Consider the following 23,013-nt stretch of genomic DNA (forward strand, 5'->3'; position numbering starts at 1 on the left):
CGTCGTGGCGCAAAGTGGTCGGACCCTGCGGATGCGGGTGCGCCGGACAGTCTAACCAGCCCGCCCCGCCGGGAGAGGTGTCGCTGGTCATGGCTCGCCATGGCACCCGGAACAATGCCGCCACCCCCGATCTGCGAGAATTCCGCCCACCGCCGCGCCGTCGCGGCGTTGGAGCCGGCATGAAGGAACAGTTGCCCGTCTGGGCGCAGGAATGGCTGGGCGTGATCGTGCCGCTGGGCCAGGTCGCCCTGATCATCGTCGCGGCGCTGCTGCTGCGCCTGCTCGCACGCCGCGTCGGTGACCGCATCTGGAAGCGCTACGACGCCCCCGCCGAACTGGTGGTGGGGTCGCGCCGCGTGGTGACGTTCCTGATCTCCGCATCCGCGTCCCTGCTCGTCCTGCAGCGCCTGGGCGTGTCCGGCACCGTGCTGTGGACGGCGTTCACCGGTTTCGCCGCCGTCGCTGCGATCGCGTTCTTCGCCGCCTGGAGCGTGCTCTCGAACATCTTCTGCACGATGCTGATCCTGGCCACGCGTCCGTTCCGCCTGTACGACCACGTCGAACTCCTCGAAGGCGGCGACAAGCCGGGCCTGGGCGGCCGGGTGACCGACATCAACCTGGTCTACACCACGCTGCAGGAAATCGATGACGCCGGCGACCCGCGCGGCAGCGTGCTGCGCGTGCCCAACAGCCTGTTCTTCCAGCGCAGCGTCCGCCGCTGGAGAAGCGACGAAGACCGTCGTCGCGCCCTTGCCGCGCGGGACAGGCCCGCCCGCAACCTGGACGTCTGACGCCGGGGTCCGTCGATGGCATTGAGGCACACCGCGACACTCCCCCAACAGCGCGGCCGCTAGAATCCCCCTGACCCCAGGAGCCCACCGATGACCTCCATCAAGCAAACCCTCGTCCTCGCCGCCCTCGCCGTCGCCTCCGCCTGCTCGCCCCAGGCCCGCGCGACCCTGCAGCCCGGCGACGCCGCGCCCGACTTCACCGCGCCCGCATGGCTCGCCGGCGAGGCCTTCGAGTACTCCCTCTCGAAGGCCCTGCGCGACGGTCCGGTGGTGCTGTACTTCTTCCCCGCCGCGAACACGCCGGGCTGCAATATCGAGGCGTCCCTGTTCTCGCAGGCGATCGACGACTTCAAGGCCCGCGGCGTGTCGGTGATCGGCGTCACCGCCGGGAACACCGACCAGTTGCGCGAGTTCTCCGCCGACAAGGCGACCTGTTCCGGCAAGTTCCCGGTGGCCGCCGACGCCGGCGCGAAGATCGCGGCCGAGTACTCCGCGGTGCTGGAGCGCAAGCCGGAGATGTCCAGCCGCACCTCCTACCTGATCGGCAGCGACGGCCGCGTGCTGGCCGCGCACTCGGACATGAACCCCGCGCAGCACGTCAAGCGCATGCTCGAAGCCATCCCCGGCAAGGCCGGCGAGGCCACGGACGCGACGCGCTGAGCATCGCGCCAGCCGCGCTCAGAACAGGCGCACCAGCGCCGCCGCGGCCGCGCCTGCAATCACCACGACGAGGAACGGCAGCCGCAGCAGCAGCGCGCCCGTCGCCGCCAGCAGCGCCGCGACGCGTGCATCGAAGGACAGCACCTGGCCATGGGCAAAGGTGTTGACCGCCGTCAGCGAAGCCAACAGGCCGATGGTCAAGGCCATCGCCGCCGCCTGCGCGCGCGGTGCGTCGAGCCAGCGCGGCGGCACCAGGAAACCGGCGAACTTGGTCGCGAACGCGGCCGCGCAGGCCAGCAGGATCCATCCCCACGTCGACATCAGCGCACCTTCGTCCCGCTGAACCATCCCCAGGCGGCGGCCACCGCCGCGGCGACCAGGATCGGCACCCCCGGCGGCACGAAGGGCACCGCCAGCACCGTGGCCAGCGCGCATGCCACTGCGATCGCCACCGGTTCGCGCGCCGACAGGCGCGGCCACAGCAGCCCGAGGAAGGCCGCCACCGCGGCGCCATCCAGCCCCCAGCGGCGCGGATCGCCCATGGCATCGCCCAGCAGCGCGCCGGCCGCCGTGCAGACGTTCCAGAACACATAGATGCCAAGCCCCGCCGCCCAGAAGCCGCGTCGCTGCTCGCCGGGATCGCGCTGGCCGACGGCAGTCGCCGTGGATTCGTCGATGCACACCTGCGCCGCCAGCAAGCGGCGCCAGCCGCGTGGCCGCAGCATGCGGTTGATCTGCATCCCGTACACCGCGTTGCGCACGCCCAGCAGCGTTGCCGCGCCAAACGCCGCGCCGCCACCGCCGCCGCCGGCAATCACGCCGATGTACGCGAACTGCGAGCCGCCGGTGAACATCAGCGCGCTGAGCGCGACCACCTGCAGCACGTCCAGCCCGGCGGCCACGCCAAGCGCCCCGAAGGAGACGCCATACAGCCCGGTAGCGACCGCGACCGACAGGCCGATGCGCGTCGCGGGAGTCATCAGGGTCTGCATGCGGGCATCTTAAAGCGCGCAATCGCCCAAACGTCCGGCAACCGTGGTAATACTCTGCGATGCGGTCCCATCGGACGGGGAGCGGATGGAAGCGGACGGCAAGGGCACTCGACGAGCTCGCCTGTGGTGGCTGCTGGTGCCGGGCATCCTGCTGGCACTGACCGCCACGCTGTTGCCTGCCTCCACGGACGCCCCGCGCACCAGCCTCCGTATCGGCGGCGATGCCAACTATCCGCCCTACCATTTCCTGGACAGCCGCGGCGAGGCCGATGGCTTCGACGTCGAACTCTCGCGCGAAATCGCCGCGGACCTGGGCCTGGAGCCGGTGTTCGAACTCGGTGACTGGGGCACCACGCTCGAACGCCTTGAACATGGCGAACTCGACGTCGTGCCCATGTTCTGGTCTGCCGTGCGCGAGCAGCGTTACGGACTCACCGAACCCTTCCTGATCCGCCACCACGCCCTGTTCGGACACTACGAAACCCCGACCGTCAGTTCACTGGACGCACTGACCAACGCACGCGTCGCGGTGCAGAGTGCCGGGCTGGCCTGGGAAGCGATGCGCGAACTCGATCGCCCGGGCGTCATCCTGATCGAGACCGACAACGAGTCCGAAACCCTGGGGATGGCAGCGCGGGGCGAGGTCCACTACGCACTGGCGCCCACCGGCATCGGCTATCACACGATCCAGCACGACGACCTGCCCGGGGTCGTTGCGCTCAGCCCCCCGCTGCTGGAGCGCAAGTACGTGTTCGCGGTCAGGCCAGGCGATCCGGAGCTGGTGGCCGCGATCAACGCCTCGCTCGCGCGCCTGCGCCGGAGCGGCGTGCAGAACCGGTTGTACGTGGAATGGATCGGCAACCCGGGCGCGCAGGGCGGGCCGCCGCCCGCGCGCCGCAACATCGCCATCCCGGCCCTGTTCGCGCTGGGCGCGATGGCCGTTGCCGGGCTCGCGCTGCTGGCATGGCGACGCCGCAGGGTCCCCGCCACGCATGTCGCCGCGCCCAGCCAGGCCACGACGGCAACTGCCGACACGCGCACTTTCGACGCCGCCCTCGCCCACCCACGGCTCCTCGCCGAACTCAGCGAGGCAATCGCCAGCCATCAGCTCGCCTATGCCCTGCAGCCCAAGATCGATCTGCGCAGCGGGCGACTGCTCGGCGCGGAACTCCTGGTGCGCTGGGACCATCCACGCCTGGGGCCGATGGCTCCGGACGAGTTCGTGCCCATCGCCGAACAGGCGCGCACCATCGGCGAAATGACGCTCTACCTGGTACGCCACGGCCTTGCGCACTGCCGCGGCTGGCCCGCCACCGGCGACCGCCTGCACGTGTCGATCAACGTGTCGGCCAACGACCTCGCCGACCCGCGCCTCGTCGATGCGATCATCGATGCCTGCGAAGGCGACAGCCCCGGCCTGATGCTGGAGATCACCGAGACCGAGGTGATGCGCGAACCCGAGCGCGTCGCCGAAGCCCTGCCGCGCCTGCGCAGCCACGGCATCGGCATCTCGGTCGACGACTTCGGCGCAGGCCACTCCTCGCTGGTGAACCTCCGTCGCCTGGCCCCGGACGAACTCAAGATCGACCGTTCCTTCGTGCATGCACTGCTGGCATCGCACTCCGACCGCGCGATCGTTCGCGCCACCATCCATCTCGGCCACGAGCTTGGCGCCAGCGTCGCCGCCGAAGGCATCGAGGACGAGGCCACGCGCACGTGGCTCACCCAGGCCGGGTGCGACGCCGGCCAGGGCTTCTGGATCGGCCGGCCGATGCCGCCCGCAGAGTTCATGGAGCTGCTGCGGGCACAGGGCTGATCCGGCGGCCACGGGCCGCGACTGCTATCCTGACCGCAGTGCAGGCCTGCCCTGCATCCGCGCGTACCGGCCCATCGGACGCCCCCTCCCACGCGCAGTCCGACAGGACCGGCGCCCCTTCCGGGAGGCCTTCGTGCCTGGCTACAGCACCCGCACCCTCACGGTGACGGTCGGCGCGCATCGGTACCGGCTGCGCGTACTCAGCGACAACCAGCAGTTCGCCGATCCGGACGGGCATGGCGAACGCCTGGGCATCTCGTCGGCCCAGTGGAGCCACTTCGGCCAGCTCTGGCCCTCGGCGCGGCTGCTGGCCGAAGCCATGGACACGTTCGACATCGCCGGCAAGCGCATCCTCGAGGCCGGCTGCGGCATCGGCCTGGCGAGCCTGGTGCTGCAGCGCCGGGGGGCCGATGTCGTCGCCTCGGACATCCACCCGCTCGCCGAAGCCTTCATCGCCTACAACTCGGCGCTCAACGGACTGCCGGCCGTGCACTACCGCCAGTTGGACTGGGTACAGCCGCTGCCGTCGCTCGGCGAGTTCGACGTGTTCATCGCCAGTGACGTGCTGTACGAGCGGGAACACGCGGCGCTGCTCGCGGCCGTGGTGGTGCGGCACGCAAACCAGGCCGCCGAGGTGGTCGTCGCCGACCCCGGCCGCGGCAACAGCAGCACCCTGGTGCGCCTGCTCGAAGCCGAGGGCTTCGGGATCACGCATTCGCGCGGCGCCCTGAAGGGAGACGCCCTGGGCACCCTCCGCGGCCGCTTGCTGCACTTCCGTCGCTGAGCCGCCTTGCCACGACAGAAGGCCTGCGTCAAGATGCTGCAAACACTTTGTTAATGTGCGATTGGTAGGATGGACGCAAGGACGCATGCGCCCATCGGGGCAAGCAGCGTCCAGGTCAGGCAGTACTCCTCCAGGGTGCGTTCCGCACCGCACAGCCACGGGGCCTGGCCCCGACTGCCCATGGCCGCCCTCCGAAGGCCCGCCGGCCGCAATTGCACGGCCGGGCCAACAACGACAGGAGTCGAGATGTCCCGCAGCAGCACCCAGAAGAAAACCACCGCACCCGCACCCGCCGCAACGCCGCGTGCCCGCAACTCGCCACCGCTCCGCCGTGCCTCCGGCAGCAGTGCCAGCGCCTCGGCCGCACACCTGACCAGCCAACGCATCGCCACCGATCTTGCCTCGTTCAAGAAGTCCGGCGGACGCATCGAGGTGCTCGGCAACACACCGCTGCGCCCGTATACCTCGCGCACCACCAGCCGCAAGACCGCCGCCGCCACGGACAAGACGGCCGCAACCGTCGCACCGGCGGCCAAGGCCAAGAAGTAACCCAGGCTGCATCCTGGCCGGCGAGGCCAGGCTGACCGGGGCGGCGCGCGGCAACCGCGCGCCGCCCGCATGTATCAGGCGCCGGAACCGGCCTGCGACACGGCGTCCCCGGGCACTCCGCCCGCGGAAGCGCCATCGACCACCGCATCGCGGGCCGACGTCGCCCCGCAGGCCGCGGCGATGAACACCACGTCGGTCGACGAGTTCAGCCCCGTCTCCGCCGAATCCTGCACCACGCCCACGATGAAGCCGATCGCCACGACTTGCATGGCGATGTCGTCGCTGATCCCGAACAGCCCGCAGGCCAGCGGGATCAGCAGCAGCGAGCCGCCCGGCACGCCCGAGGCGCCGCAGGCACTGATCGCCGCGACCACGCTCAGCAGCAGCGCCGTGGGCAGGTCCACCTGGATGCCCAGCGTGTGCACCGCCGCCAGCGACAGCACCGAAATGGTGATGGCGGCGCCCGCCATGTTGACCGTCGCGCCCAGCGGCACCGCCACCGAGCAGGTTTCCTGGTGCAGGCCGAGCTTGCGGCAGAGCTCCATGTTGACCGGGATGTTGGCCGCCGAGGAACGGGTGAAGAACGCCGTGATGCCGCTCTCGCGCAGGCAGCGCAGCACCAGCGGATAGGGATTGCGCCGCGTCATCGCGAACACGACCAGCGGATTGGCCACCAGCGCCACGAACAGCATCGCGCCCAGCAGTACCGCCAGCAGGTGCGCGTAGTCGAGCAGCGCCGACAGCCCGCTCTCGGCCAGGATCGAGGCGACGATGCCGAACACGCCCAGCGGCGCCAGCCGGATCACCATCCGCACCACGCGCGTGATCGCCTGCGAGAAGTCGGACAGCACCTGCCTGGTGCCCTCCCCCGCCTGCCGCAACGCCAGGCCCGTGGCGATGCCCCAGGCCAGCAGGCCGATGTAGTTGGCGTTGACCAGTGCGTTGAAGGGGTTGTCGAACACCTGCAGCACCAGCGTGCGCAGCACCTCGCCGATGCCGCCCGGCGCGCTGAGCGCGACCTCGACGGGCACATCGAGCGTGAGCGTGATCGGGAACATGAAGCTTGCCGCCACGCCCACCAGCGCCGCCAGCACGGTGCCGGCCAGATACAAACCGAGGATCGGCCGTATCCGCGTGTCCTTCCCCTGGCGATGGTTGGCGATCGACGCGGCCACGAGCACCAGCACCAGTACCGGCGCCACCGCCTTCAGCGCGGAGATGAACACCGTCCCGAGCAGGCTGACCGACGCCGCCGCGCGGGGCGACACCACGGCGAGCAGGACGCCGGCCACCAGGCCGATCACGATTTGCGTGACCAGGCTTGGCCGGCGCAGGAAGGCGGGGAGGAAGGACATGGACGTACGGATTCCGGAGAATGGCAGCGCGCCATGATAGAACGCCCGCGGTGCGGACGCGCTGGCCTGACCCAGGTCAATGCACCGACGCCTCGCAGATGCGAGCCTGCATGTTTCCCCGCACGGAGGAGGCCATGGGCGACGCCATTTCCCTTCAGCTTGCCGACCGGCCGGACATCGAGATCGACGGCGACCTGGTCGCGCGCGGCCTCGGCCTGGACGTGGAGCGGTTCCGCGAACTGATGGCGCTCCGCAAGATCAGCGTGCTCTGCGAACGCGGCACCGGCGAGGATGCCGGCCTCTACCGCGCCAGCTTCTACCACGAGGGCCGGCGCATGCGCCTGGTCGTGGACGCCGAAGGGCAGCCGGTCGACCATCCTTCGCAGACGGCGGGCGCCTGATCCCCGCCGCCCCGGCTCCCCTTCACATGCGCGAAAGACCGCCGGGGTCCATCATTGATCCAATTTCCCACGCACGAGGTGCACGATGAAACTCCACGCTTCCCTGCTTGCCGCCGCCTGCGCACTGGCCCTGTCCGCCTGTGGCGGCGAGCCGTCGCAAACACAGGACACCGCGACGACGCCGGCGCCCGCCACCACCGCGGCCGACGACGCGGCGAAGGTGGAGCCCGCCTCCGTGCCCGAGGCTCCCATGGGCCAGGTCCCCGCTGACGGATCCATGGCCGACGCCGGCGATGCCGCGGCCGGCGCCACCGGCTGCGCGGTCGACATCGAAGGCAACGACATGATGCAGTTCAACGTGTCGTCGATCAGCGTGCCGTCGAGCTGTGCCGAGTTCACCATCAACCTCACCCATACCGGCCGCCTGCCGGCAGCGGCGATGGGCCACAACGTCGTGATCACTTCGTCGTCCGACACGGCCGGCGTCGCCGCCGACGGCATTTCCGCCGGCGCAGCGGCCGACTACCTCAAGGCCGGCGACAGCCGCGTCATCGCGGCCACGGACATGATCGGCGGCGGCGAAAGCACCTCGGTCACCTTCGACGTCGCCAAGATCAAGACCGGCGGTCCCTACGGGTTCTTCTGCAGCTTCCCGGGCCACGCCGCGCTGATGAAGGGCACGATCAGCGTCGACTGATCCGGCGCGCATCCGCGACATCCGTCGCCCGCGTCGAGCACAGGTTCGACGCGGGCGATTTTTTGTCCGGAGCACCCGGCCCTGCCAATCTGAATGGCCAGCCAACTGTCATCACTCTGTCATCGCCACAAGGTAGAGCGGCGACGCGACGGACCGATAGCCTGAAAGGCCGATTTCCGCCGTGGTCCCCATGCTCCGCATCGCCGCCCTCCTCGTCGCCTGCCTGCTGGCGGCGGGTTTCACCTCCTGGCCCGGCCTGTCCGCGGCGCTGGCATCGCATCTGGTCGCACCCGGTGGCACCTCGCCGCTGCTGCCGCCCGGGCCGATCAACGCCGCCCTGTCCCGGCTGCAAGACCGCAGCGGCCACGTCACCACCGGCGGCGGCATCGAGGTCTTCTGGCGCGCGATCGAGCCCGGCAGCTACGACCTGCACATGTCCTGGCCGCAGGGCCTGACCGTGGCCGACACCTTTCCCACGCTCGATTTCGACGTCCCGTCCGCGCCCGCCTCCGCTCCGCGCGGCACCGTGGTGCTGCTGCACGGCTGGATGATGCACGGCGACTCGATGCTGCCCTGGGCGCTGCGCCTGGGCGAGGCCGGCTATCGCACCATCGCCATCGACCTGCGCAACCATGGCCGCTCGGGCGAAGGCCGCTCGGGCTACGGCACCCGCGAGGCGGACGACGTGGTCGACGTGGTGGCCGCGCTGCGCGAACGCGGCGAGGTCACCGGCCCGCTGCACCTGCTCGGCGTGTCCTACGGCGCCGCCACCGCGATCTTCGCCGGCGCCGACCCGCGACTGCAGGCGGACACCGTGGTCGCCATGGAATCCTTCGCCGTGGCCGACATCGCGATCCGCGACATGGTGCCCTACATGCTTGCCGACGCCCCCGCCCCACCCTCGGCGTGGCCGGCCCGGCAGTGGATGAAGTGGCGCCTGAGCGACGCCGTGCTCGACGCCGCCATCGACCAGGCCGGCAGCGACCTGGGGCTGCCACTGGATGGCGTCGACGTCATCGCCGCGCTGGCGCACGTGCCCTGCCCACTGCTGGTCCATGGAGACGCCGATCGGCACGTCCCGGTCGAACACGGCCGCGCGCTCGCAGCATCGGCCCCGCATGCGCGCTACATCGAGATGCGCGGCGAGGACCACCTGAGCCTGCCCATGCAGCTCGACGCCCTGGCACCGGCGGTGGTCGACTGGTTCGACCAGCCCGGGTGCCGACAGCCGGCCATCACGACCGCATCGCTGGACTAGCGTCCGCCGGGCGGCTTTTCCGCCCATGACGCCCGCGAAACATCTCCGGGATTATTTTGTCGGCGCGCTGGCAGGCCCCCGTGGGGCCCGCCCCCCACCGACGCCCAGGAGACGCAGATGCCCTACTACACCGGTTCGATCGTCGCGGTTCCGACCGCCCGCAAGCAGGACTACATCGCCCACGCCGCCGCCTCATGGCAGGTGTTCCACAAGTACGGCGCCGAGCGCATGGTCGAGACCTGGGGCGTGGACGTGCCCCATGGCAAACTCACCGACCTTCACCGCGCCGTGGAGGCCAAGGAGGACGAGACCGTCGTGTTCTCGTGGATCGCCTGGCCCGACCGGGCCGCCTCCGATGCCGCATGGCAGAAGATGGAACAGGATTCGGCGATGGCGGCGCTCCCCGAGATGCCCTTCGACGGCAGCCGCATGATCTACGGCGGCTTCAAGCCCGTGTACGCGCAGGGCGAGCCCGTCAGCGGCGGCTACTACCAGGGCTTCGCGCTGGCGGTGCCCGAAGGCAACCAGACGCCTTACGTCGCCATGGCGGACGAGGGCTGGCAGATGTTCGCCAAGCGCGGCGCCCTGGCCATGGTCGAGGCCTGGGGCGAAGACGTCCCGCACGGCAAGCGCACCGACTTCTACCGCGCCGCGCAGGCCGTCGAAGGCGAAGTGCCGGTGTTCAGCTGGATCGCCTGGCCCGACCGCGACACCTGCGACGCCGCCAGCAAGGCGATGGAGGCGGAGATGGAAGGCGCCGGGATGCCCGAGATGCCCTTCGACGGCAAGCGCATGATATGGGGCGGGTTCGAGCCGGTGTTCGATTCCGGCGCGTCGTCCTGACGCAAGGCGCCTGCGTGCCAGCGGCCGGTTCGAGCTGCGCAAGCTGGACGACGGCACCGTCCACTTCTTCCTGTCGGTGAAGGGGATCGAACCGGACGCACTGACGCGGAGGTTCGTCGAGCTGCTTGCGGCTTGAGTCAGCCCCAAAGCCCGAAGACGACGCCGAAGAGCAGGAACTGGACCGCGTGGTAGCCGCCATCGATGAGCCAGAGCTTGAGCGAACGCTGCGCGAACTGGTAATTGATCCCGTAGCTCGCCGCCACCAGGCCGATACCCGTCAGCGCGCCCAGCTTGACCGAAGCCTCGAGCCCGGGCGACGGCCCGACAAGGACCGCGAACGCAGCGGCCGCCACCAGGGAGAACGCGAAGCTCACGCCGAACACCTTGGCCGGATGGCCGGCCGCCATCTGGCTCCCGTTCTCGACGGTCCAGACTTTTCCGAAGAGCGCGGGCGAATACCATAGACCACCCACCAGGAAGCTCGATGCGGCCGCGGCCAGCACGATCCAGATGTTCATGACTTCCCCCATTGATGTACGACGTTTGAGCCCAGGGTGATGACGATCTTGCCGCGCACAGGCTCTCCCGAAGATGAGTTGACCTGCGTCGGGTAACGTCGGGAAAGCATACGCCAGCGTCGCGCCGATGCCCCTATGGCAGGAACTGGCCGGTGGTACGCCGCAGCGCCCCGTCAGTGCAGCGGCGGCGACGCCGGCTCCGCGGCCGACATGTAGAAGTCGTTGAGGTATTTCTCGCCCTTGTCGGCAAGCACGGTGACCACGGTCTTCAGCTCCGGGTAGAGCTCGCGGATGCGGCGGGCGGCGATGAGGTGCGCGCCGGAACTGGGTCCGCACAGCAGGCCGCGGTTGCGGGCGAGCTTGCGCATCTCGGCCACCGCGTCGGTGCTCGACACGCTCAGGAAATCGCTGACCTGGTCGCGGTGGCGGGCGAAGATGCCGGGCACGAAACCATCGGATATGCCCTCGATCCCGTGCAGGTCCACTTCGCCGCAGAGCAGCGTGCGCGACTCCGACGGCTCCATCGCGAACAGGCGTACGTCGGGATTCACCGCGCGGAACGCCTGGCCGACGCCGATCAGGGTGCCGCCGGTACCGACGCCGTGCACGAAGGCGTCCGGCACGCGGCCGTCGGGCAGCTGGGCAAGGATCTCCGGCCCGAAAATCTCCCGGTTTTCCTGCACGTTCCACTCCGACTCGAACTGGCCGGGGAAGAAGAAGCCCGGGCGGCTGCCAAGCTCGCGCGCGCGCTCCAGTGCCTCGTTGACGTGGAAGTTCCCGGTCAGCAGCACCTCGGCGCCAAAGGCGCGCGAGATCGCCACCCGTTCGCTGGACAGGCCTTCCGGCATGACCACGATCATGCGGTAGCCCTTGACCGCCGCGACCATCGAAAACGCGTTGCCGGTATTGCCGCTGGTGGCCTCGACGATCGTGTCGCCGGGCTTGATCAGCCCTTCCCTTTCCGCGCGCTCGATAATGTACGTGGCGATGCGCGCCTTGATCGAACCGGAAGGGTTGAGGAATTCGCACTTGGCGAAGATGCCGTCTTCGAGTTCCAGCAGCGGCGTGTCGTGCACGGCGTCGAGGATGCTGTTGGACACCTGCGTGTAGCGGACCGGCATGTTCGACTCCTGCGATGGAATTGCCCATTGTCCCGGCCCGGCATGGCCCGCGACCTGATCCTGGTCACGGGCCGCCGATTCCGGTCAGAACATGCGCTGCAGCACGCCATCCTTCTTGACGAAGCGGTGGACCAGCGCCATCACCACATGGCCGATCACCAGGGCCAGCAGCAGCCAGGCAAGCGGCGAGTGCACCATGCCGCCGAAGGTGGCCAGCCACGGGATCTCGGCGCCCTGGGCCACCAGTTCCATGCCGAAGACGGTCAGGCCGTAGCCGTTGCCGATCATGATGCTCATGCCGCTCACCGGCATCAGCACCAGGGCCGCGTACAGCGCGACGTGGCCGGCCTTGGCGACAAGGCCGAGCATCCTCGGCGGCGGTGCCGGCGGGCGGCTGCCCTGGTTGCGCAGCGCCCAGAAGATGCGCGCCAGCATCAGCAGCAGGATCAGGAAGCCGATCGAGATATGCCAGGGCACCAGGGTCTGGCCGACCCAGTGTTCGCCATCCTCGATGCGGTCGAAGATCTTGAGCACCTGCCAGACCACCAGCAGGGCCACGCTCCAGTGCAGCAGGCGCGAAACGGTTCCGTAGCGTTCCCTGGTATCACGGCTCATGGGATCTCCTTGGCTGGTTGGGCCGCTGGCGGGCCGGAACGGCGGCAGTACCAACCATACCGCCGTTCGATGAGCATCAGGCCGACGCCTGCCCGAGGGCGTCCATCGCGGACACCGGCAAGCGCAGGTTCGCCGCGGCCATGATGTCGTCGAGCTGCCCCAGGCTGGTGGCGCTGGCGATGGGCGTGACGTTCGGCCGCGCCATCAGCCAGGCGAGCGCCACCTGCGCCGGGGTGGCGGAGACATCCGCGGCGACCTTGCGTAGGACGTCGAGCAGCTTCATGCCGCGCTCATCGAAATAGCCCTTGAGGAGGCCGGCTCGTGCGGTGCCTTCCAGGTCCTCGACGCTGCGGTACTTGCCGGTCAGGAAGCCGCTGGCAAGCGAGAAATAGCTCACCACGCCGATATCGCTCTCCTGCGCCACGGCGGCCAGGCCGGACTCGTAGCCGGCGCGGTCGTACAGGCTGTAGCCGGGCTGCATCACTTCGTAGCGGGACAGGCCCTTGTCGGCGGACACCTGGAGCGCCTCGCGCATGCGTTCGGCCGAATAGTTCGACGCGCCGATCGCGCGGACCTTGCCGGCCTCGACCAGCTTCGAGAACGCGGTGAGCGTTTCCTCCAGGGGCACGGTCTCGTCGTCGGCGTGGGCGAAGTAGACATCCAGGTAATCGGTGCGCAGGCGCTTGAGTGAATCCTCCACCGCCGCCTGGATGTTGTCGGCCGACAGGCCGTCGCGTGATTCGAGCTTGCCGACCTTGGTCATCAGCACGACGTCGTCGCGGCGGCCGCGCTTCGCCAGCCAGTTGCCGATCACGGTTTCCGATTCGCCACCCGACAGGCCGGGGGCCCAGGCCGAGTAGACATCGGCGGTGTCGATGGCGTTGAAGCCGCGTCCGGTGAAGCGGTCGAGCATCGCGAACGACGTGGCTTCATCGGCGGTCCAGCCAAAGACATTGCCTCCGAACACCAGCGGGGCGATTTCCAGGCCAGAGCGGCCAAGCTGACGTGCCTGCATTCCAAGTTCTCCTGTCACATGATTGATTCAACGATACCGCCTTCGACACGCAGCGCCGCACCCGTGGTGGCGCACGCCGCTCATCACGTTGACCTGGTTGAACTCGTCCCAGAGCGCATCGTCGATGTCGAAGAATTCACGCGCGCCGTAGATGCCGATGTTGTTGGTCCGCGCCTGACCGCCAGGTCGCCAGGTCGCCGCGTCAAAGCGTGCTGGTCACTTCGGCCCCGTGGTCGGCGAGGAACTCCTTGGCCCGTGCCTGCTCGTCGTGCGACAGGGCATGGACGACGACCGTCGTGCGGCGCGCGTCCATCGCGTCGTGGGTGGCCTGGACATAGCGGTCGTGGTCGGGCCGGATCGAAACCAGCCCGCCCAGGAACAGTCCGCCGACGGCGCCAAAGAAGATCGTCACGAGGCCCGCCGCCACCGGCGAGCGCGCCACGAACGGCACGCCCATCCACATCATGATCCCGAAGGCGACCACGCCCAGCACGGCGCCGAGGATGCCAAGCCGCACGTGGGCGATGACAATCGTGCGCCAGATGCCGCCGCCCTCGGGTTCGAGCTTGATGTTGGCGTCGGGCTCGCCGGGCGCGATCACCTTCACCTGCGCGGGCTGCAGGCCCACCGCGGCGACAAGCGCCGCTGCGGCATCACGTGCGGCGGCACCGCTGTCGAATACCGCGGCAAGCTTGCTGTTGGATACTTCTCCGCTGACCGGGCTGTCGGACACGGCGCGTGCTCCTGATGGCCTGCGCCGATCATTCCAGACCGGGTGTCCGCCGGACGTGAGCGCCGGACTGCGCCCTCAGGCGGCCGCGACGCCCATCCGCAGCTGCGGTTTCAGGGTCACGTCGCCGCGGTCGGCGATCAGCTGCAGCTCGCCGTCCTGGATCATCGCGCCCATGTTCATGCTGCGCTCGAGCAGGCCGGCCGCGGCCTCCACCGATGCCGGATCGAGGGTGACAACGGTGAGGTTCTTCAGGCGCCCAAGGCCGTTGGCGACCTTGTCCCACCAGATATCCGCGGCGCCACCGCTGTAATTGACCACCGTGACCTGCCGGGCGCGGCCGCAGGCCTTGCGGATGCGGCTCTCATCGGGCTGGCCGAGGTCGATCCAGTGTTCGACGTCGCCGGTGTAGTCGCGCAGCCACAGATCGGGTTCTTCCTCGTTGCTCAGGCCACGGCCGAACTCGAGCCGCTCGTGCGCATTCAGCGCGAACGCGATCACGCGCGCCATCAGCCGCAGGGGCGTTTCCGAAGGGTGCTGGGCGAGCGTCAGGGCATGGCCGGCGTAGTAATGCCGATCCATGTCGCTGACCTGGAGCTCGAGCCGGTAGATCGTGGCATTCGGTGCCATGTGCGCGCCTCTTCAAGGGAGGCGCGAGTGTAGACCCTTGGCAGGTAGGGGTATGGTTGGCGATGCCACCGTCCACAGGAGCGCCTGCCATGACCCGACTTACCGCCAGGGACTTCTCGCCCGAACTCCTCGAGCTGTATGACGGCTATGTGCACGGCCGCATCAGCCGGCGGCAGTTCCTCGACCGGGCGGGCGCACTCGCCATCGGCGGAATGACGGCGATGGGCGCCCTGGCCGCGCTGAGCCCCAACTACGCGCTCGCGCAGCAGGTCCAGTTCACCGACCCGGAGATCGTGGCCGAATACATCACCTATCCCTCGCCCAACGGCCACGGCAAGGTACGCGGCTACCTGGTGATGCCGGCCAAGGCGCAGGACGCCGTGCCCGGCGTGGTCGTGGTGCACGAGAACCGCGGCCTCAATCCCTATATCGAAGACGTCGCGCGACGCGTGGCCAAGGCCGGCTTCGCGGCGCTCGCGCCCGACGGCCTGAGCTCCGTCGGCGGCTACCCCGGCAACGACGACCGCGGCCGCGAATTGCAGCAGCAGGTCGATCCGGAGAAGCTGATGAACGATTTCTTCGCCGCCATCGAGTTCCTGCTCGGCGACGCGCGCACCACGCACAAGGTCGGCATCACCGGCTTCTGCTACGGCGGCGGCGTCTGCCACGCGGCGGCGGTGGCCTATCCCGAACTGGCCGCGGCCGTCCCCTTCTACGGCCGCCAGGCCGAACCGGAGGACGTCCCGCGCATCCAGGCACCGCTGCTGATCCACTTCGCCGAGAACGACGAACGCGTCAACGCCACCTGGCCGGCATACGAAGAAGCGCTGAAGGCCGCCGACACCCCCTACGAAGCGCATTTCTATCCGGGCACCAGCCACGGCTTCCACAACGATTCGACCCCGCGCTACGACGAGGCCGCGGCGAAGCTGGCCTGGGAGCGGACGGTCGCGTGGTTCCAGCGTCACCTGGCCTGATCCGAGGGAAGCGGCGGGCAGCGGGGCGAGGCACCGGCGGCGAATCCGATCATGGCACCCGACAGCAGTTCGGGTATACGCGTCATGCCTTGGTCTGGTGTGCACGAAGCCGCCATGACGCGAACGCCACCGCCGCCAGTCCAAGCAGCGAGCCCGGCCACACGCCCCACACCAGCGCTGCGGCCAGCCCGACGTACAGCGCGACTCCACCCGCCAGGATCGGCGCCATGCCTTCGGCCGCCGGAACACCACGCGTGCGCCGCAGCTCGAAGCGAACCACCAGCACGATCACCGGCGCCACCATCAGCAGGCACAGCGCGATCCAGCCTGCACGCCCCAGCCAGAAGCCGGGCTCGCCCGGCACGCCGGCGTCGATGGGCAGCCCCAGCTTCTCGCCCAGCCACGCAGCAGGCAGCTCGGCCAGCTTGTGCCACAGGTACAGCGGCATGCCGAGCGCGCCGAGCACGGCAATCACGCGCCCCAGCGCGCGACCGGCCAGCAGCCGCCGCGCCAGCGGCTCGAAGAACAGCACCGCACCGGCCTGCAGCCACATCACGCCGATCAATGCCAGCGTGGGCGGCAGCATGTTGTTGCCAGCCAGCGCCACGCCGACCATCGCCAGCGGATAGCCGCTGCCCATCGCCAGCAGCAGCCACGCCGCCCCCAGCGCCAGCAATCCGATGCCCGCGCCGACGCCGCGGAAGCGGCCGCGCTTCCAGGCGATGCCGAGCTGCTGCGGGATCAGCCAGACCAGCAGCATGTTCAGCCAGGCGATTCCTGCCGGGCTTTCCGATACTGCGCGCCCCAGCCAGCGCAGTTCCTCAAGCGAGGTGGCGCCTGCGCGGATCAGGTCGAACACCGCGGCCACGGCCACCAGGCCCGCCACTGCCCCCAGCCCGAAGCGGGCGTCCAGCCGCAGGCACCACGGCAGCAGCGCCTGCACGGTCAACAGCATCAGCAGGAACCACAGGTGGATGGTGAGCGACTGGTTGAACACGCCGAGCAGCCGACCGCCGGTGAGCAGCGAGAACGCCGCCAGCGCCACCAGCACCGCCAGGTAGGTCACCGTGGGCCGCGCCAGCCCGAGTGCGCGCGCCGCCCACCACTGCTTCTGTTCGCCCCGCTCCAGCCTCCGAGCCACGCCATCGGCGCTCACCGCAGCGGACACGAACACGAACAGCGGCACCACCTGCACCACCCAGGTCAGGAAGCCCGCGGCCTCCCAGATGCCGAGCAGATGATCGGTGTCCACCAGCTGGCCATCGACCAGTCGCGGCAGCGTGGCGATCCAGTGCCCCAGCACCACCACCAGCAGCGCGCATGCGCGCAGTGCATCAGGGTAAGGATCGCGATCAGGTCTGCTCATTCGATACCGTGGGCCGACGGGTTCCTGCGGCATCTTATATGCGACCAATGACCCGCCCGACCGCGGTTTACCTTCCCCGCCCCCGAGACTATGCTGACCACCGGTGTAGCGTGGATTACGCTCCTGCAGGATCGCGCGCTATCCCAAGCAAGACACGCCCGGGGATGTCCCCGGTCCGTCCAGCCACCCAGACTCGAGGATCGCTTCATGGTCAACATGAACCGACGGCAGTTCCTCAAGGTCTCAGGTACGAGCCTCGCCGGCTCGAGCATGGCGCTCCTTGGCGCCATGCCCACGACGGCGATGGCCGAAGTACGCCAGTTCAAGCTGGCGCGCATGACCGAGACCCGGAACACCTGTCCCTATTGTTCGGTCGCCTGCGGCGTCCTCCTGTACGGCCTGGGCGACGGCGCCAAGAACGCCGCCGCCAGCATCGTCCACATCGAGGGCGATCCGGACCACCCGGTCAACCGCGGCACGCTCTGCCCCAAGGGCGCGGGCCTGCTCGACTTCGTCAACAGTCCCAACCGCCTCAAGCAGCCGGAATACCGCGCGCCGGGTTCGGACCGCTGGGAGGCGATCTCCTGGGACGACGCCATCGACCGCGTCGCCCGGCTGATGAAGGACGACCGCGACGCCAACTTCGTCACCAAGACCGAAGACGGCAAGACGGTCAACCGCTGGCTCACCACCGGCATGCTCGCGGCCTCGGCCAGCAGCAACGAAGTCGGCTACATCACCCACAAGGTCATCCGCAGCCTCGGCGTCCTTCCATTCGACAACCAGGCCCGCGTTTGACACGGCCCGACGGTGGCAGGTCTTGCCCCGACGTTTGGCCGTGGAGCGATGACGAACCATTGGGTCGACATCAAGAACGCGGACGTTGTACTGATCATGGGCGGCAACGCAGCCGAGGCCCATCCCTGCGGGTTCAAGTGGGTCACTGAAGCCAAGGCGCACAACGCCGCCAAGCTGATCGTGGTCGATCCGCGCTTCAACCGCTCGGCGTCGGTCGCGGACTACTACGCACCGATCCGCACCGGCACGGACATCGTGTTCCTCGGCGCGGCGATCAAGTGGCTGATCGACAACGACAAGATCCAGCATGAGTACGTCCGCAACTACACGGACATGAGCTTCATCGTGCGCGAGGACTTCGCATTCGACGAGGGCGTGTACTCCGGCTACGACGCCGGGACGCGGACCTACGACAAGTCCAGCTGGGACTACGAGCGCGGCGAGGACGGCTACGTCCGCACCGACCCGACCATGCAGCACCCGCGCTGCGTCTACCAGCTGCTGAAGGCGCATTACGCCCGCTACACGCCGGAGATGGTCGAGCGCGTCTGCGGCACCACGAAGGAGCAGTTCCTGACCGTGGTCGAGATGCTGGCATCCACCGCCACGACCGACCGCGCCGCCACCATCCTGTACGCGCTGGGCTGGACCCAGCATTCGATCGGCTCGCAGATCATCCGCACCGGCGCCATGCTGCAGCTGCTGCTGGGCAACATCGGCATCGCCGGCGGCGGCATGAACGCGCTGCGCGGGCATTCCAACATCCAGGGCCTGACCGACCTGGGGCTGATGACCAACCTGCTGCCGGGCTACCTGACCCTGCCCAATGACGACGAGCAGGACTACGCCGGCTACATCGCCTCGCGCACGCAGACCGCGCTGCGGCCCAACCAGCTCAGCTACTGGCAGCACTATTCGAAGTTCCACGTCAGCCTGATGAAGTCCTGGTGGGGCGATGCCGCCACTGCCGAGAACAACTGGGCCTTCGACTACCTGCCCAAGCTCGATCGCCCCTACGACATGCTGCAGACCTACGAGCTGATGGACCAGGGCAAGGTCAACGGCTACATCTGCCAGGGCTTCAACCCACTGGCCGCCGCGCCCAACAAGGCGAAGATGAATTCGTCGCTGGCCAAGCTGAAGTACATGGTGATCATGGACCCGCTGGTCACCGAGACCTCCGAGTTCTGGAAGAACTACGGCAAGCACAACGACGTCGACACCGCCGGCATCCAGACCGAGGTCATCCGCCTGCCGACCACCTGCTTCGCCGAAGAGGAAGGCGCGCTGGTGAACTCGGGCCGCTGGCTGCAGTGGCACTGGAAGGGCGCCGAGCCGCCGGGCCAGGCCAAGAGCGACGTCGAGATCATGGCCCTGATCTACACCCGGCTGCGCGAGCTGTACCAGGCCGAGGGCGGCGCCTTCCCGGACCCGATCCTCAACCTGTCCTGGCCCTATGCCCGGCCCAGGCACCCGACCTCGACCGAACTGGCCATGGAGTACAACGGCCGTGCGCTGCAGGACCTTGCAGACCCGAAGGACCCCTCGCGCATCACCCGCCGCGCGGGCGAGCAGGTCTCCGGGTTCGGCGAGCTTCGCGACGACGGCAGCACCGCCAGCGGCTGCTGGATCTATGCCGGTGCGTGGACCCAGGACGGCAACATGATGGCGCGCCGCGACAACAGCGACCCGACCGGCATCGGCCAGACCCTCAACTGGGCCTGGGCCTGGCCGGCGAACCGCCGCATCCTGTACAACCGCGCCTCCGCCGATCCGGCCGGACAGCCCTTCGACCCGAAGCGGCCCTTGGTCTGGTGGGACGGCAAGCGCTGGACCGGCGCCGACGTGCCGGACTTCAAGGCCGACGAGGATCCGGCGGACGGCATGGGGCCGTTCATCATGAATCCCGAGGGTGTGGCCCGCTTCTTCGCGCGCGGCGGCCTGGCCGAAGGCCCGTTCCCGACCCACTACGAGCCCTTCGAAACGCCGCTGGGCTACAACCCGATCTACCCGGACTCGCCGCAGGCCACCAGCAACCCGGCCGCGCGCCTGTTCGATTCCGACCGGGCGACGATGGGCACGGCGGAGGACTTCCCGTTCGTGGGCACCACCTACCGCCTCACCGAGCACTTCCACTACTGGACCAAGCACGTGAAGCTCAACGCGATCCTGCAGCCGGAGCAGTTCGTGGAGATCGGCGAAGGCCTGGCGCACGAGGTCGGCGTCAGCAACGGCGACCGGGTGCGGGTGTCCTCCAAGCGCGGCCATATCGAGGCCGTGGCGGTGGTGACCAAGCGCATCCGCGCCCTGAAGGTCGACGGCCGCACCGTGCACCACGTCGGCATCCCGATCCACTGGGGCTTCGTCGGCCTGGCCAAGCCGGGCTACCTGGCCAACACGCTCACGCCATCGGTCGGCGACGGCAACTCGAACACACCCGAGTTCAAGTCGTTCCTGGTGAACGTGGAAAAGGCATAGGAGACCCCACATGGCATTGCAATCGCTCGACATCAAACGGGTTTCCGCCACCACCACCCAGCCACCCGTCATCCGTGAACCGGTGACCGGCGGCGTCGCCAAGCTGATCGACACCAGCAAGTGCATCGGCTGCAAGGCCTGCCAGGTGGCGTGCATGGAGTGGAACGACCTGCGCGACGAGGTCGGTGAGAACGTCGGCGTCTACGACAACCCCGCCGACCTGACCCCGCACTCGTGGACGGTGATGCGCTTCGCCGAGCACGAGACCGAGGAAGGCAACCTGGAGTGGCTGATCCGCAAGGACGGCTGCATGCACTGCGAGGACCCGGGCTGCCTCAAGGCCTGCCCCTCGCCCGGCGCGATCGTGCAGTACACCAACGGCATCGTCGATTTCCACGAGGAACACTGCATCGGCTGCGGCTACTGCGTCACCGGCTGCCCCTTCGACGTGCCACGCATCTCCAAGAAGGACAACAAGGCCTACAAGTGCACCCTGTGCTCGGACCGCGTCGCGGTCGGCCAGGCGCCGGCCTGCGCCAAGGTCTGCCCCACCGGCGCGATCGAGTTCGGCACCAAGGAGCGGATGAAGGAGCACGCGGATCTCCGCATCATCGACCTGAAGTCGCGCGGCTTCGAGAACGCCGGCCTGTATGACCCGGCGGGCGTCGGCGGCACCCACGTGATGTACGTGCTGCACCACGCCGACAGGCCGGAGCTGTACAACGACCTGCCCAAGGATCCGAAGATCAGCCCGATGGTGTCGCTGTGGAAGGGCGCGGCCAAGCCGCTGGGCCTGGCGGCGATGGCGCTGGCCGCGCTCGGTGGCTTCTTCCACTACATCCGCATCGGCCGCAACGTGGTGACGGAAGAGGAAGAGGCGGAGGCCGCGGCCGCGGCACCACGCAGGTCCGACGCCGCCACCGGGGAGCATCACCATGACTGAGCGACGGACACCCGAACGGATCCCCCGCTACACCGCCAACGAGCGTACCAACCACTGGCTGACGGCGATCAGCTTCGTGCTGGCCGCGCTCTCCGGACTGGCCCTGTACCACCCGGCCACGAACTGGCTGGTGGCCCTGTTCGGCGGCGGGCCGTGGACGCGCATCCTGCATCCCTTCATCGGCACCTTCATGTTCATCGTGTTCGCGCTGCTGGCCATGCGCATGTGGGGCCACAACCGCATCGAGGCGCGCGACCGGGAATGGATGAAACACACCGGCGATGTGATCAACAACCGCGAGGAAAACCTGCCGGAAGTCGGCCGCTACAACGCCGGGCAGAAGCTGCTGTTCTTCGCCCTGATCGCGAGCATGGTCGGCCTGCTGCTGACCGGCATCGTGATGTGGCGGCCGTGGCTCGCCGCGTTCTTCCCGGTCACCGCGATCCGCTGGGCCTCGCTGCTGCACGCCTTCTTCGCCACGCTGCTGATCTGCATGATCATCGTCCACGTGTACGCCGCGTTCTGGGTCAAGGGCGCGATGGAGGCGATGCTGCGCGGCTCGGTCACCCGCGGCTGGGCCCGGAAGCACCATCGCGCCTGGCTGCGCGAAGTCGACGGGGAAGGCCGCCAAGGCGGCAAGTAGCGGCTCTCCCGGCTTTGGCCTAACCTGCCCCGTGCGGGGCAACGGCGCGCCCCGGAGGGGCGCGCCGCTTCATTTCCGCCGCTCCCCGATGGAGACAACGTGCAACGCATCCTGCCACGAGGCGAAATCGAAACCCTCGACCACACCCGTATCCCGCGCCTGCGCATGCCCGAGCGCGTCAGCGTGTTCTCCGACCGCGCAGCGCGCCTGCACAGCCTGGCCGGGGACAGTCCGGTGGGTGGTTACCTGACGCTGATGGCACAACTGGCGCAGGCACAGCAGGCGGCACTCAAGGGTTACACACCGCCGGCGCCCGAGGCCGCCGTCGTCGAGCGTGCGAAACAGCACGACATGCCACCCCTGCCCGCCATCGGCCTGGCACGCGACCCGGAGTGGCGCGCGCTGCTCGGGCAGCTGCTTGACGAGGTCGCCGGGAGCGACGACACCCCGGCGCCCGCCGTCGACGCCTGCGCCGCGCTGCGGAAGACGCTCGACGAGTCGCCTGCAGTCATCGAGGACATGGCATCGGCCCTGCTCGCAGGCGTCGCCAAGGGCGAGGATGCCGCGGCCGCGCCCTTCATCATGGCCGCGCTGCAGGTCTACTGGACGGGCATGGCGGCCGCCTTGGAAGAAAAGCAGCTGCCGGTCGGCAGCTTCGGCCTCTGTCCCTGCTGCGGCTCGGCGCCGGTCGCAAGCGTCGTCCGCATCGGCGGCGCCCACGATGGCTACCGCTACCTGTGCTGCCCGCTGTGCAGCATCGAATGGCACCTGGAGCGCGTGAAGTGCTCGCACTGCGCGAGCACCAAGGGCATCGCCTTCCACCACGTCGAAGGCGGCTCAGATGCCATCAAGGCCGAGTCCTGCGACGGCTGCAAGAGCTACCGCAAGATCCTGTACCAGGAGAAGGACCTCTACGTGGAGCCCGTGGCCGACGATCTCGCCAGCCTGGCGCTGGACGTGCTGATGGGCGAGGAAGGCTACGTGCGCCGCAGCGGCAACCCGCTGCTGTGGCAGGTCGGCGGCGGGGACTGAG

General features: G+C 68.9%; 23 protein-coding genes and 2 pseudogenes. 15 read left to right on the plus strand and 10 right to left on the minus strand.

Annotated features, from left to right (window positions below; translation table 11 throughout):
• Positions 1-179 precede the first annotated feature (179 nt).
• Positions 180-791: a mechanosensitive ion channel family protein gene (locus tag E2169_RS02040; RefSeq protein WP_132984948.1), complete on the plus strand. Its 612-nt coding sequence runs from the start codon at positions 180-182 to the stop codon at positions 789-791.
• 90 nt (positions 792-881) lie between these two features.
• Positions 882-1,451, plus strand: coding sequence for a peroxiredoxin (locus E2169_RS02045; RefSeq protein WP_132984949.1), 570 nt, complete (start codon positions 882-884; stop codon positions 1,449-1,451).
• Between the two features lie 18 nt (positions 1,452-1,469).
• Here E2169_RS02045 and E2169_RS14370 read toward each other — a convergent pair whose 3' ends face one another.
• A complete protein-coding gene (locus E2169_RS14370; protein WP_132984950.1) occupies positions 1,470-1,772 on the minus strand; it encodes an AzlD domain-containing protein in 303 nt (100 codons plus the stop codon).
• Positions 1,772-2,443 (minus strand): AzlC family ABC transporter permease, encoded by a 672-nt coding sequence (locus E2169_RS14375; protein ID WP_132984951.1) that lies wholly within the window; start codon positions 2,441-2,443, stop codon positions 1,772-1,774. Before E2169_RS14375 ends, E2169_RS14370 begins: the two co-directional genes overlap by 1 nt.
• An 85-nt stretch (positions 2,444-2,528) precedes the next feature.
• On the opposite strand from E2169_RS14375, the gene E2169_RS02060 reads away from it, so the two are divergent.
• The 3 genes from E2169_RS02060 to E2169_RS02070 all read left to right on the plus strand — a co-directional run bounded on the left by E2169_RS02060 (position 2,529) and on the right by E2169_RS02070 (position 5,592).
• Positions 2,529-4,259: an EAL domain-containing protein gene (locus E2169_RS02060; protein WP_132984952.1), complete on the plus strand. Its 1,731-nt coding sequence runs from the start codon at positions 2,529-2,531 to the stop codon at positions 4,257-4,259.
• Between the two features lie 133 nt (positions 4,260-4,392).
• Entirely contained in the window at positions 4,393-5,043 is a 651-nt protein-coding gene (locus E2169_RS02065) for a class I SAM-dependent methyltransferase (RefSeq protein ID WP_132984953.1), read from the plus strand.
• Positions 5,044-5,289: 246 nt separating this feature from the next.
• The gene (locus E2169_RS02070; protein ID WP_229659112.1) at positions 5,290-5,592 is read left to right on the plus strand and encodes a hypothetical protein; all 303 of its coding nucleotides are present in this window, start codon (positions 5,290-5,292) and stop codon (positions 5,590-5,592) included.
• Positions 5,593-5,666: 74 nt separating this feature from the next.
• Here E2169_RS02070 and sstT read toward each other — a convergent pair whose 3' ends face one another.
• Positions 5,667-6,947 carry a serine/threonine transporter SstT gene (gene sstT / locus E2169_RS02075; protein WP_132984954.1) on the minus strand — a complete coding sequence of 427 codons (1,281 nt, stop codon included), beginning with the start codon at positions 6,945-6,947 and terminating at the stop codon, positions 5,667-5,669.
• Positions 6,948-7,057: 110 nt separating this feature from the next.
• On the opposite strand from sstT, the gene E2169_RS02080 reads away from it, so the two are divergent.
• The 5 genes and pseudogenes from E2169_RS02080 to E2169_RS14315 all read left to right on the plus strand — a co-directional run.
• Positions 7,058-7,348 carry a DUF6522 family protein gene (locus tag E2169_RS02080; RefSeq protein WP_229659111.1) on the plus strand — a complete coding sequence of 97 codons (291 nt, stop codon included), beginning with the start codon at positions 7,058-7,060 and terminating at the stop codon, positions 7,346-7,348.
• 85 nt (positions 7,349-7,433) lie between these two features.
• Positions 7,434-8,045: an azurin gene (gene azu / locus E2169_RS02085; RefSeq protein WP_132984955.1), complete on the plus strand. Its 612-nt coding sequence runs from the start codon at positions 7,434-7,436 to the stop codon at positions 8,043-8,045.
• A 190-nt stretch (positions 8,046-8,235) separates the two neighbouring features.
• The gene (locus E2169_RS02090; protein WP_132985442.1) at positions 8,236-9,303 is read left to right on the plus strand and encodes an alpha/beta hydrolase; all 1,068 of its coding nucleotides are present in this window, start codon (positions 8,236-8,238) and stop codon (positions 9,301-9,303) included.
• 117 nt (positions 9,304-9,420) lie between these two features.
• A pseudogene (locus E2169_RS14380) lies at positions 9,421-9,774 on the plus strand (DUF1428 domain-containing protein); the annotation flags it as partial.
• 27 nt (positions 9,775-9,801) lie between these two features.
• Positions 9,802-10,146 (plus strand): annotated as a pseudogene (locus E2169_RS14315) (DUF1428 domain-containing protein); the annotation flags it as partial.
• Positions 10,147-10,283: 137 nt separating this feature from the next.
• Here E2169_RS14315 and E2169_RS02100 read toward each other — a convergent pair.
• The 6 genes from E2169_RS02100 to E2169_RS02130 form a co-directional block, all read right to left on the minus strand.
• On the minus strand, positions 10,284-10,664 hold the full coding sequence (locus tag E2169_RS02100; protein ID WP_165942297.1) for a DUF1761 domain-containing protein: 381 nt from the start codon (positions 10,662-10,664) through the stop codon (positions 10,284-10,286).
• Positions 10,665-10,837: 173 nt separating this feature from the next.
• Entirely contained in the window at positions 10,838-11,785 is a 948-nt protein-coding gene (locus E2169_RS02105) for a PLP-dependent cysteine synthase family protein (protein ID WP_132984958.1), read from the minus strand.
• Positions 11,786-11,869: 84 nt separating this feature from the next.
• Complete coding sequence (locus E2169_RS02110) at positions 11,870-12,400, minus strand: cytochrome b (protein WP_132984959.1); 531 nt, start codon at positions 12,398-12,400, stop codon at positions 11,870-11,872.
• A 76-nt stretch (positions 12,401-12,476) separates the two neighbouring features.
• A complete protein-coding gene (locus E2169_RS02115; protein ID WP_132984960.1) occupies positions 12,477-13,415 on the minus strand; it encodes an aldo/keto reductase in 939 nt (312 codons plus the stop codon).
• Positions 13,416-13,617: 202 nt separating this feature from the next.
• Positions 13,618-14,148, minus strand: coding sequence for a riboflavin biosynthesis protein RibA (locus E2169_RS02125; RefSeq protein WP_132984961.1), 531 nt, complete (start codon positions 14,146-14,148; stop codon positions 13,618-13,620).
• 75 nt (positions 14,149-14,223) lie between these two features.
• A complete protein-coding gene (locus E2169_RS02130; RefSeq protein ID WP_132984962.1) occupies positions 14,224-14,775 on the minus strand; it encodes a YaeQ family protein in 552 nt (183 codons plus the stop codon).
• A gap of 89 nt (positions 14,776-14,864) precedes the next feature.
• On the opposite strand from E2169_RS02130, the gene yghX reads away from it, so the two are divergent.
• Positions 14,865-15,752: a YghX family hydrolase gene (gene yghX, locus E2169_RS02135; RefSeq protein WP_132984963.1), complete on the plus strand. Its 888-nt coding sequence runs from the start codon at positions 14,865-14,867 to the stop codon at positions 15,750-15,752.
• Between the two features lie 82 nt (positions 15,753-15,834).
• Here yghX and E2169_RS02140 read toward each other — a convergent pair whose 3' ends face one another.
• On the minus strand, positions 15,835-17,118 hold the full coding sequence (locus E2169_RS02140; protein ID WP_165942298.1) for an acyltransferase family protein: 1,284 nt from the start codon (positions 17,116-17,118) through the stop codon (positions 15,835-15,837).
• Positions 17,119-17,325: 207 nt separating this feature from the next.
• On the opposite strand from E2169_RS02140, the gene fdnG reads away from it, so the two are divergent.
• The 4 genes from fdnG to fdhE all read left to right on the plus strand — a co-directional run bounded on the left by fdnG (position 17,326) and on the right by fdhE (position 23,012).
• Positions 17,326-20,394: a formate dehydrogenase-N subunit alpha gene (fdnG, locus tag E2169_RS02150; RefSeq protein ID WP_165942299.1), complete on the plus strand. Its 3,069-nt coding sequence runs from the start codon at positions 17,326-17,328 to the stop codon at positions 20,392-20,394.
• 10 nt (positions 20,395-20,404) lie between these two features.
• Complete coding sequence (gene fdxH / locus E2169_RS02155; RefSeq protein WP_132984967.1) at positions 20,405-21,337, plus strand: formate dehydrogenase subunit beta; 933 nt, start codon at positions 20,405-20,407, stop codon at positions 21,335-21,337.
• Positions 21,330-21,980 carry a formate dehydrogenase subunit gamma gene (locus tag E2169_RS02160; RefSeq protein WP_132984968.1) on the plus strand — a complete coding sequence of 217 codons (651 nt, stop codon included), beginning with the start codon at positions 21,330-21,332 and terminating at the stop codon, positions 21,978-21,980. The genes fdxH and E2169_RS02160 overlap by 8 nt, the downstream gene beginning before the upstream one ends.
• A 99-nt stretch (positions 21,981-22,079) precedes the next feature.
• Positions 22,080-23,012, plus strand: a complete 933-nt coding sequence (fdhE, locus tag E2169_RS02165; protein ID WP_132984969.1) for a formate dehydrogenase accessory protein FdhE — start codon at positions 22,080-22,082, stop codon at positions 23,010-23,012.
• Position 23,013 lies beyond the last annotated feature (1 nt).

The sequence above is a fragment of the Luteimonas terricola genome (assembly GCF_004352845.1).
In the GTDB taxonomy this organism is placed as follows: domain Bacteria; phylum Pseudomonadota; class Gammaproteobacteria; order Xanthomonadales; family Xanthomonadaceae; genus Luteimonas; species Luteimonas terricola.

Bases quoted from the DNA above. Each gene is read 5' to 3' on its own strand.
- E2169_RS02040 (WP_132984948.1), top strand. From the start codon at position 180: ATGAAGGAACAGTTGCCCGTCTGGGCGCAGGAATGGCTGGGCGTGATC.
- E2169_RS02045 (WP_132984949.1), top strand. From the start codon at position 882: ATGACCTCCATCAAGCAAACCCTCGTCCTCGCCGCCCTCGCCGTCGCC.
- E2169_RS14370 (WP_132984950.1), bottom strand. From the start codon at position 1,772: ATGTCGACGTGGGGATGGATCCTGCTGGCCTGCGCGGCCGCGTTCGCG.
- E2169_RS14375 (WP_132984951.1), bottom strand. From the start codon at position 2,443: ATGCAGACCCTGATGACTCCCGCGACGCGCATCGGCCTGTCGGTCGCG.
- E2169_RS02060 (WP_132984952.1), top strand. From the start codon at position 2,529: ATGGAAGCGGACGGCAAGGGCACTCGACGAGCTCGCCTGTGGTGGCTG.
- E2169_RS02070 (WP_229659112.1), top strand. From the start codon at position 5,290: ATGTCCCGCAGCAGCACCCAGAAGAAAACCACCGCACCCGCACCCGCC.
- sstT (WP_132984954.1), bottom strand. From the start codon at position 6,947: ATGTCCTTCCTCCCCGCCTTCCTGCGCCGGCCAAGCCTGGTCACGCAA.
- E2169_RS02080 (WP_229659111.1), top strand. From the start codon at position 7,058: ATGTTTCCCCGCACGGAGGAGGCCATGGGCGACGCCATTTCCCTTCAG.
- azu (WP_132984955.1), top strand. From the start codon at position 7,434: ATGAAACTCCACGCTTCCCTGCTTGCCGCCGCCTGCGCACTGGCCCTG.
- E2169_RS02090 (WP_132985442.1), top strand. From the start codon at position 8,236: ATGCTCCGCATCGCCGCCCTCCTCGTCGCCTGCCTGCTGGCGGCGGGT.
- E2169_RS02100 (WP_165942297.1), bottom strand. From the start codon at position 10,664: ATGAACATCTGGATCGTGCTGGCCGCGGCCGCATCGAGCTTCCTGGTG.
- E2169_RS02105 (WP_132984958.1), bottom strand. From the start codon at position 11,785: ATGCCGGTCCGCTACACGCAGGTGTCCAACAGCATCCTCGACGCCGTG.
- E2169_RS02110 (WP_132984959.1), bottom strand. From the start codon at position 12,400: ATGAGCCGTGATACCAGGGAACGCTACGGAACCGTTTCGCGCCTGCTG.
- E2169_RS02115 (WP_132984960.1), bottom strand. From the start codon at position 13,415: ATGCAGGCACGTCAGCTTGGCCGCTCTGGCCTGGAAATCGCCCCGCTG.
- E2169_RS02130 (WP_132984962.1), bottom strand. From the start codon at position 14,775: ATGGCACCGAATGCCACGATCTACCGGCTCGAGCTCCAGGTCAGCGAC.
- yghX (WP_132984963.1), top strand. From the start codon at position 14,865: ATGACCCGACTTACCGCCAGGGACTTCTCGCCCGAACTCCTCGAGCTG.
- E2169_RS02140 (WP_165942298.1), bottom strand. From the start codon at position 17,118: ATGAGCAGACCTGATCGCGATCCTTACCCTGATGCACTGCGCGCATGC.
- fdxH (WP_132984967.1), top strand. From the start codon at position 20,405: ATGGCATTGCAATCGCTCGACATCAAACGGGTTTCCGCCACCACCACC.
- E2169_RS02160 (WP_132984968.1), top strand. From the start codon at position 21,330: ATGACTGAGCGACGGACACCCGAACGGATCCCCCGCTACACCGCCAAC.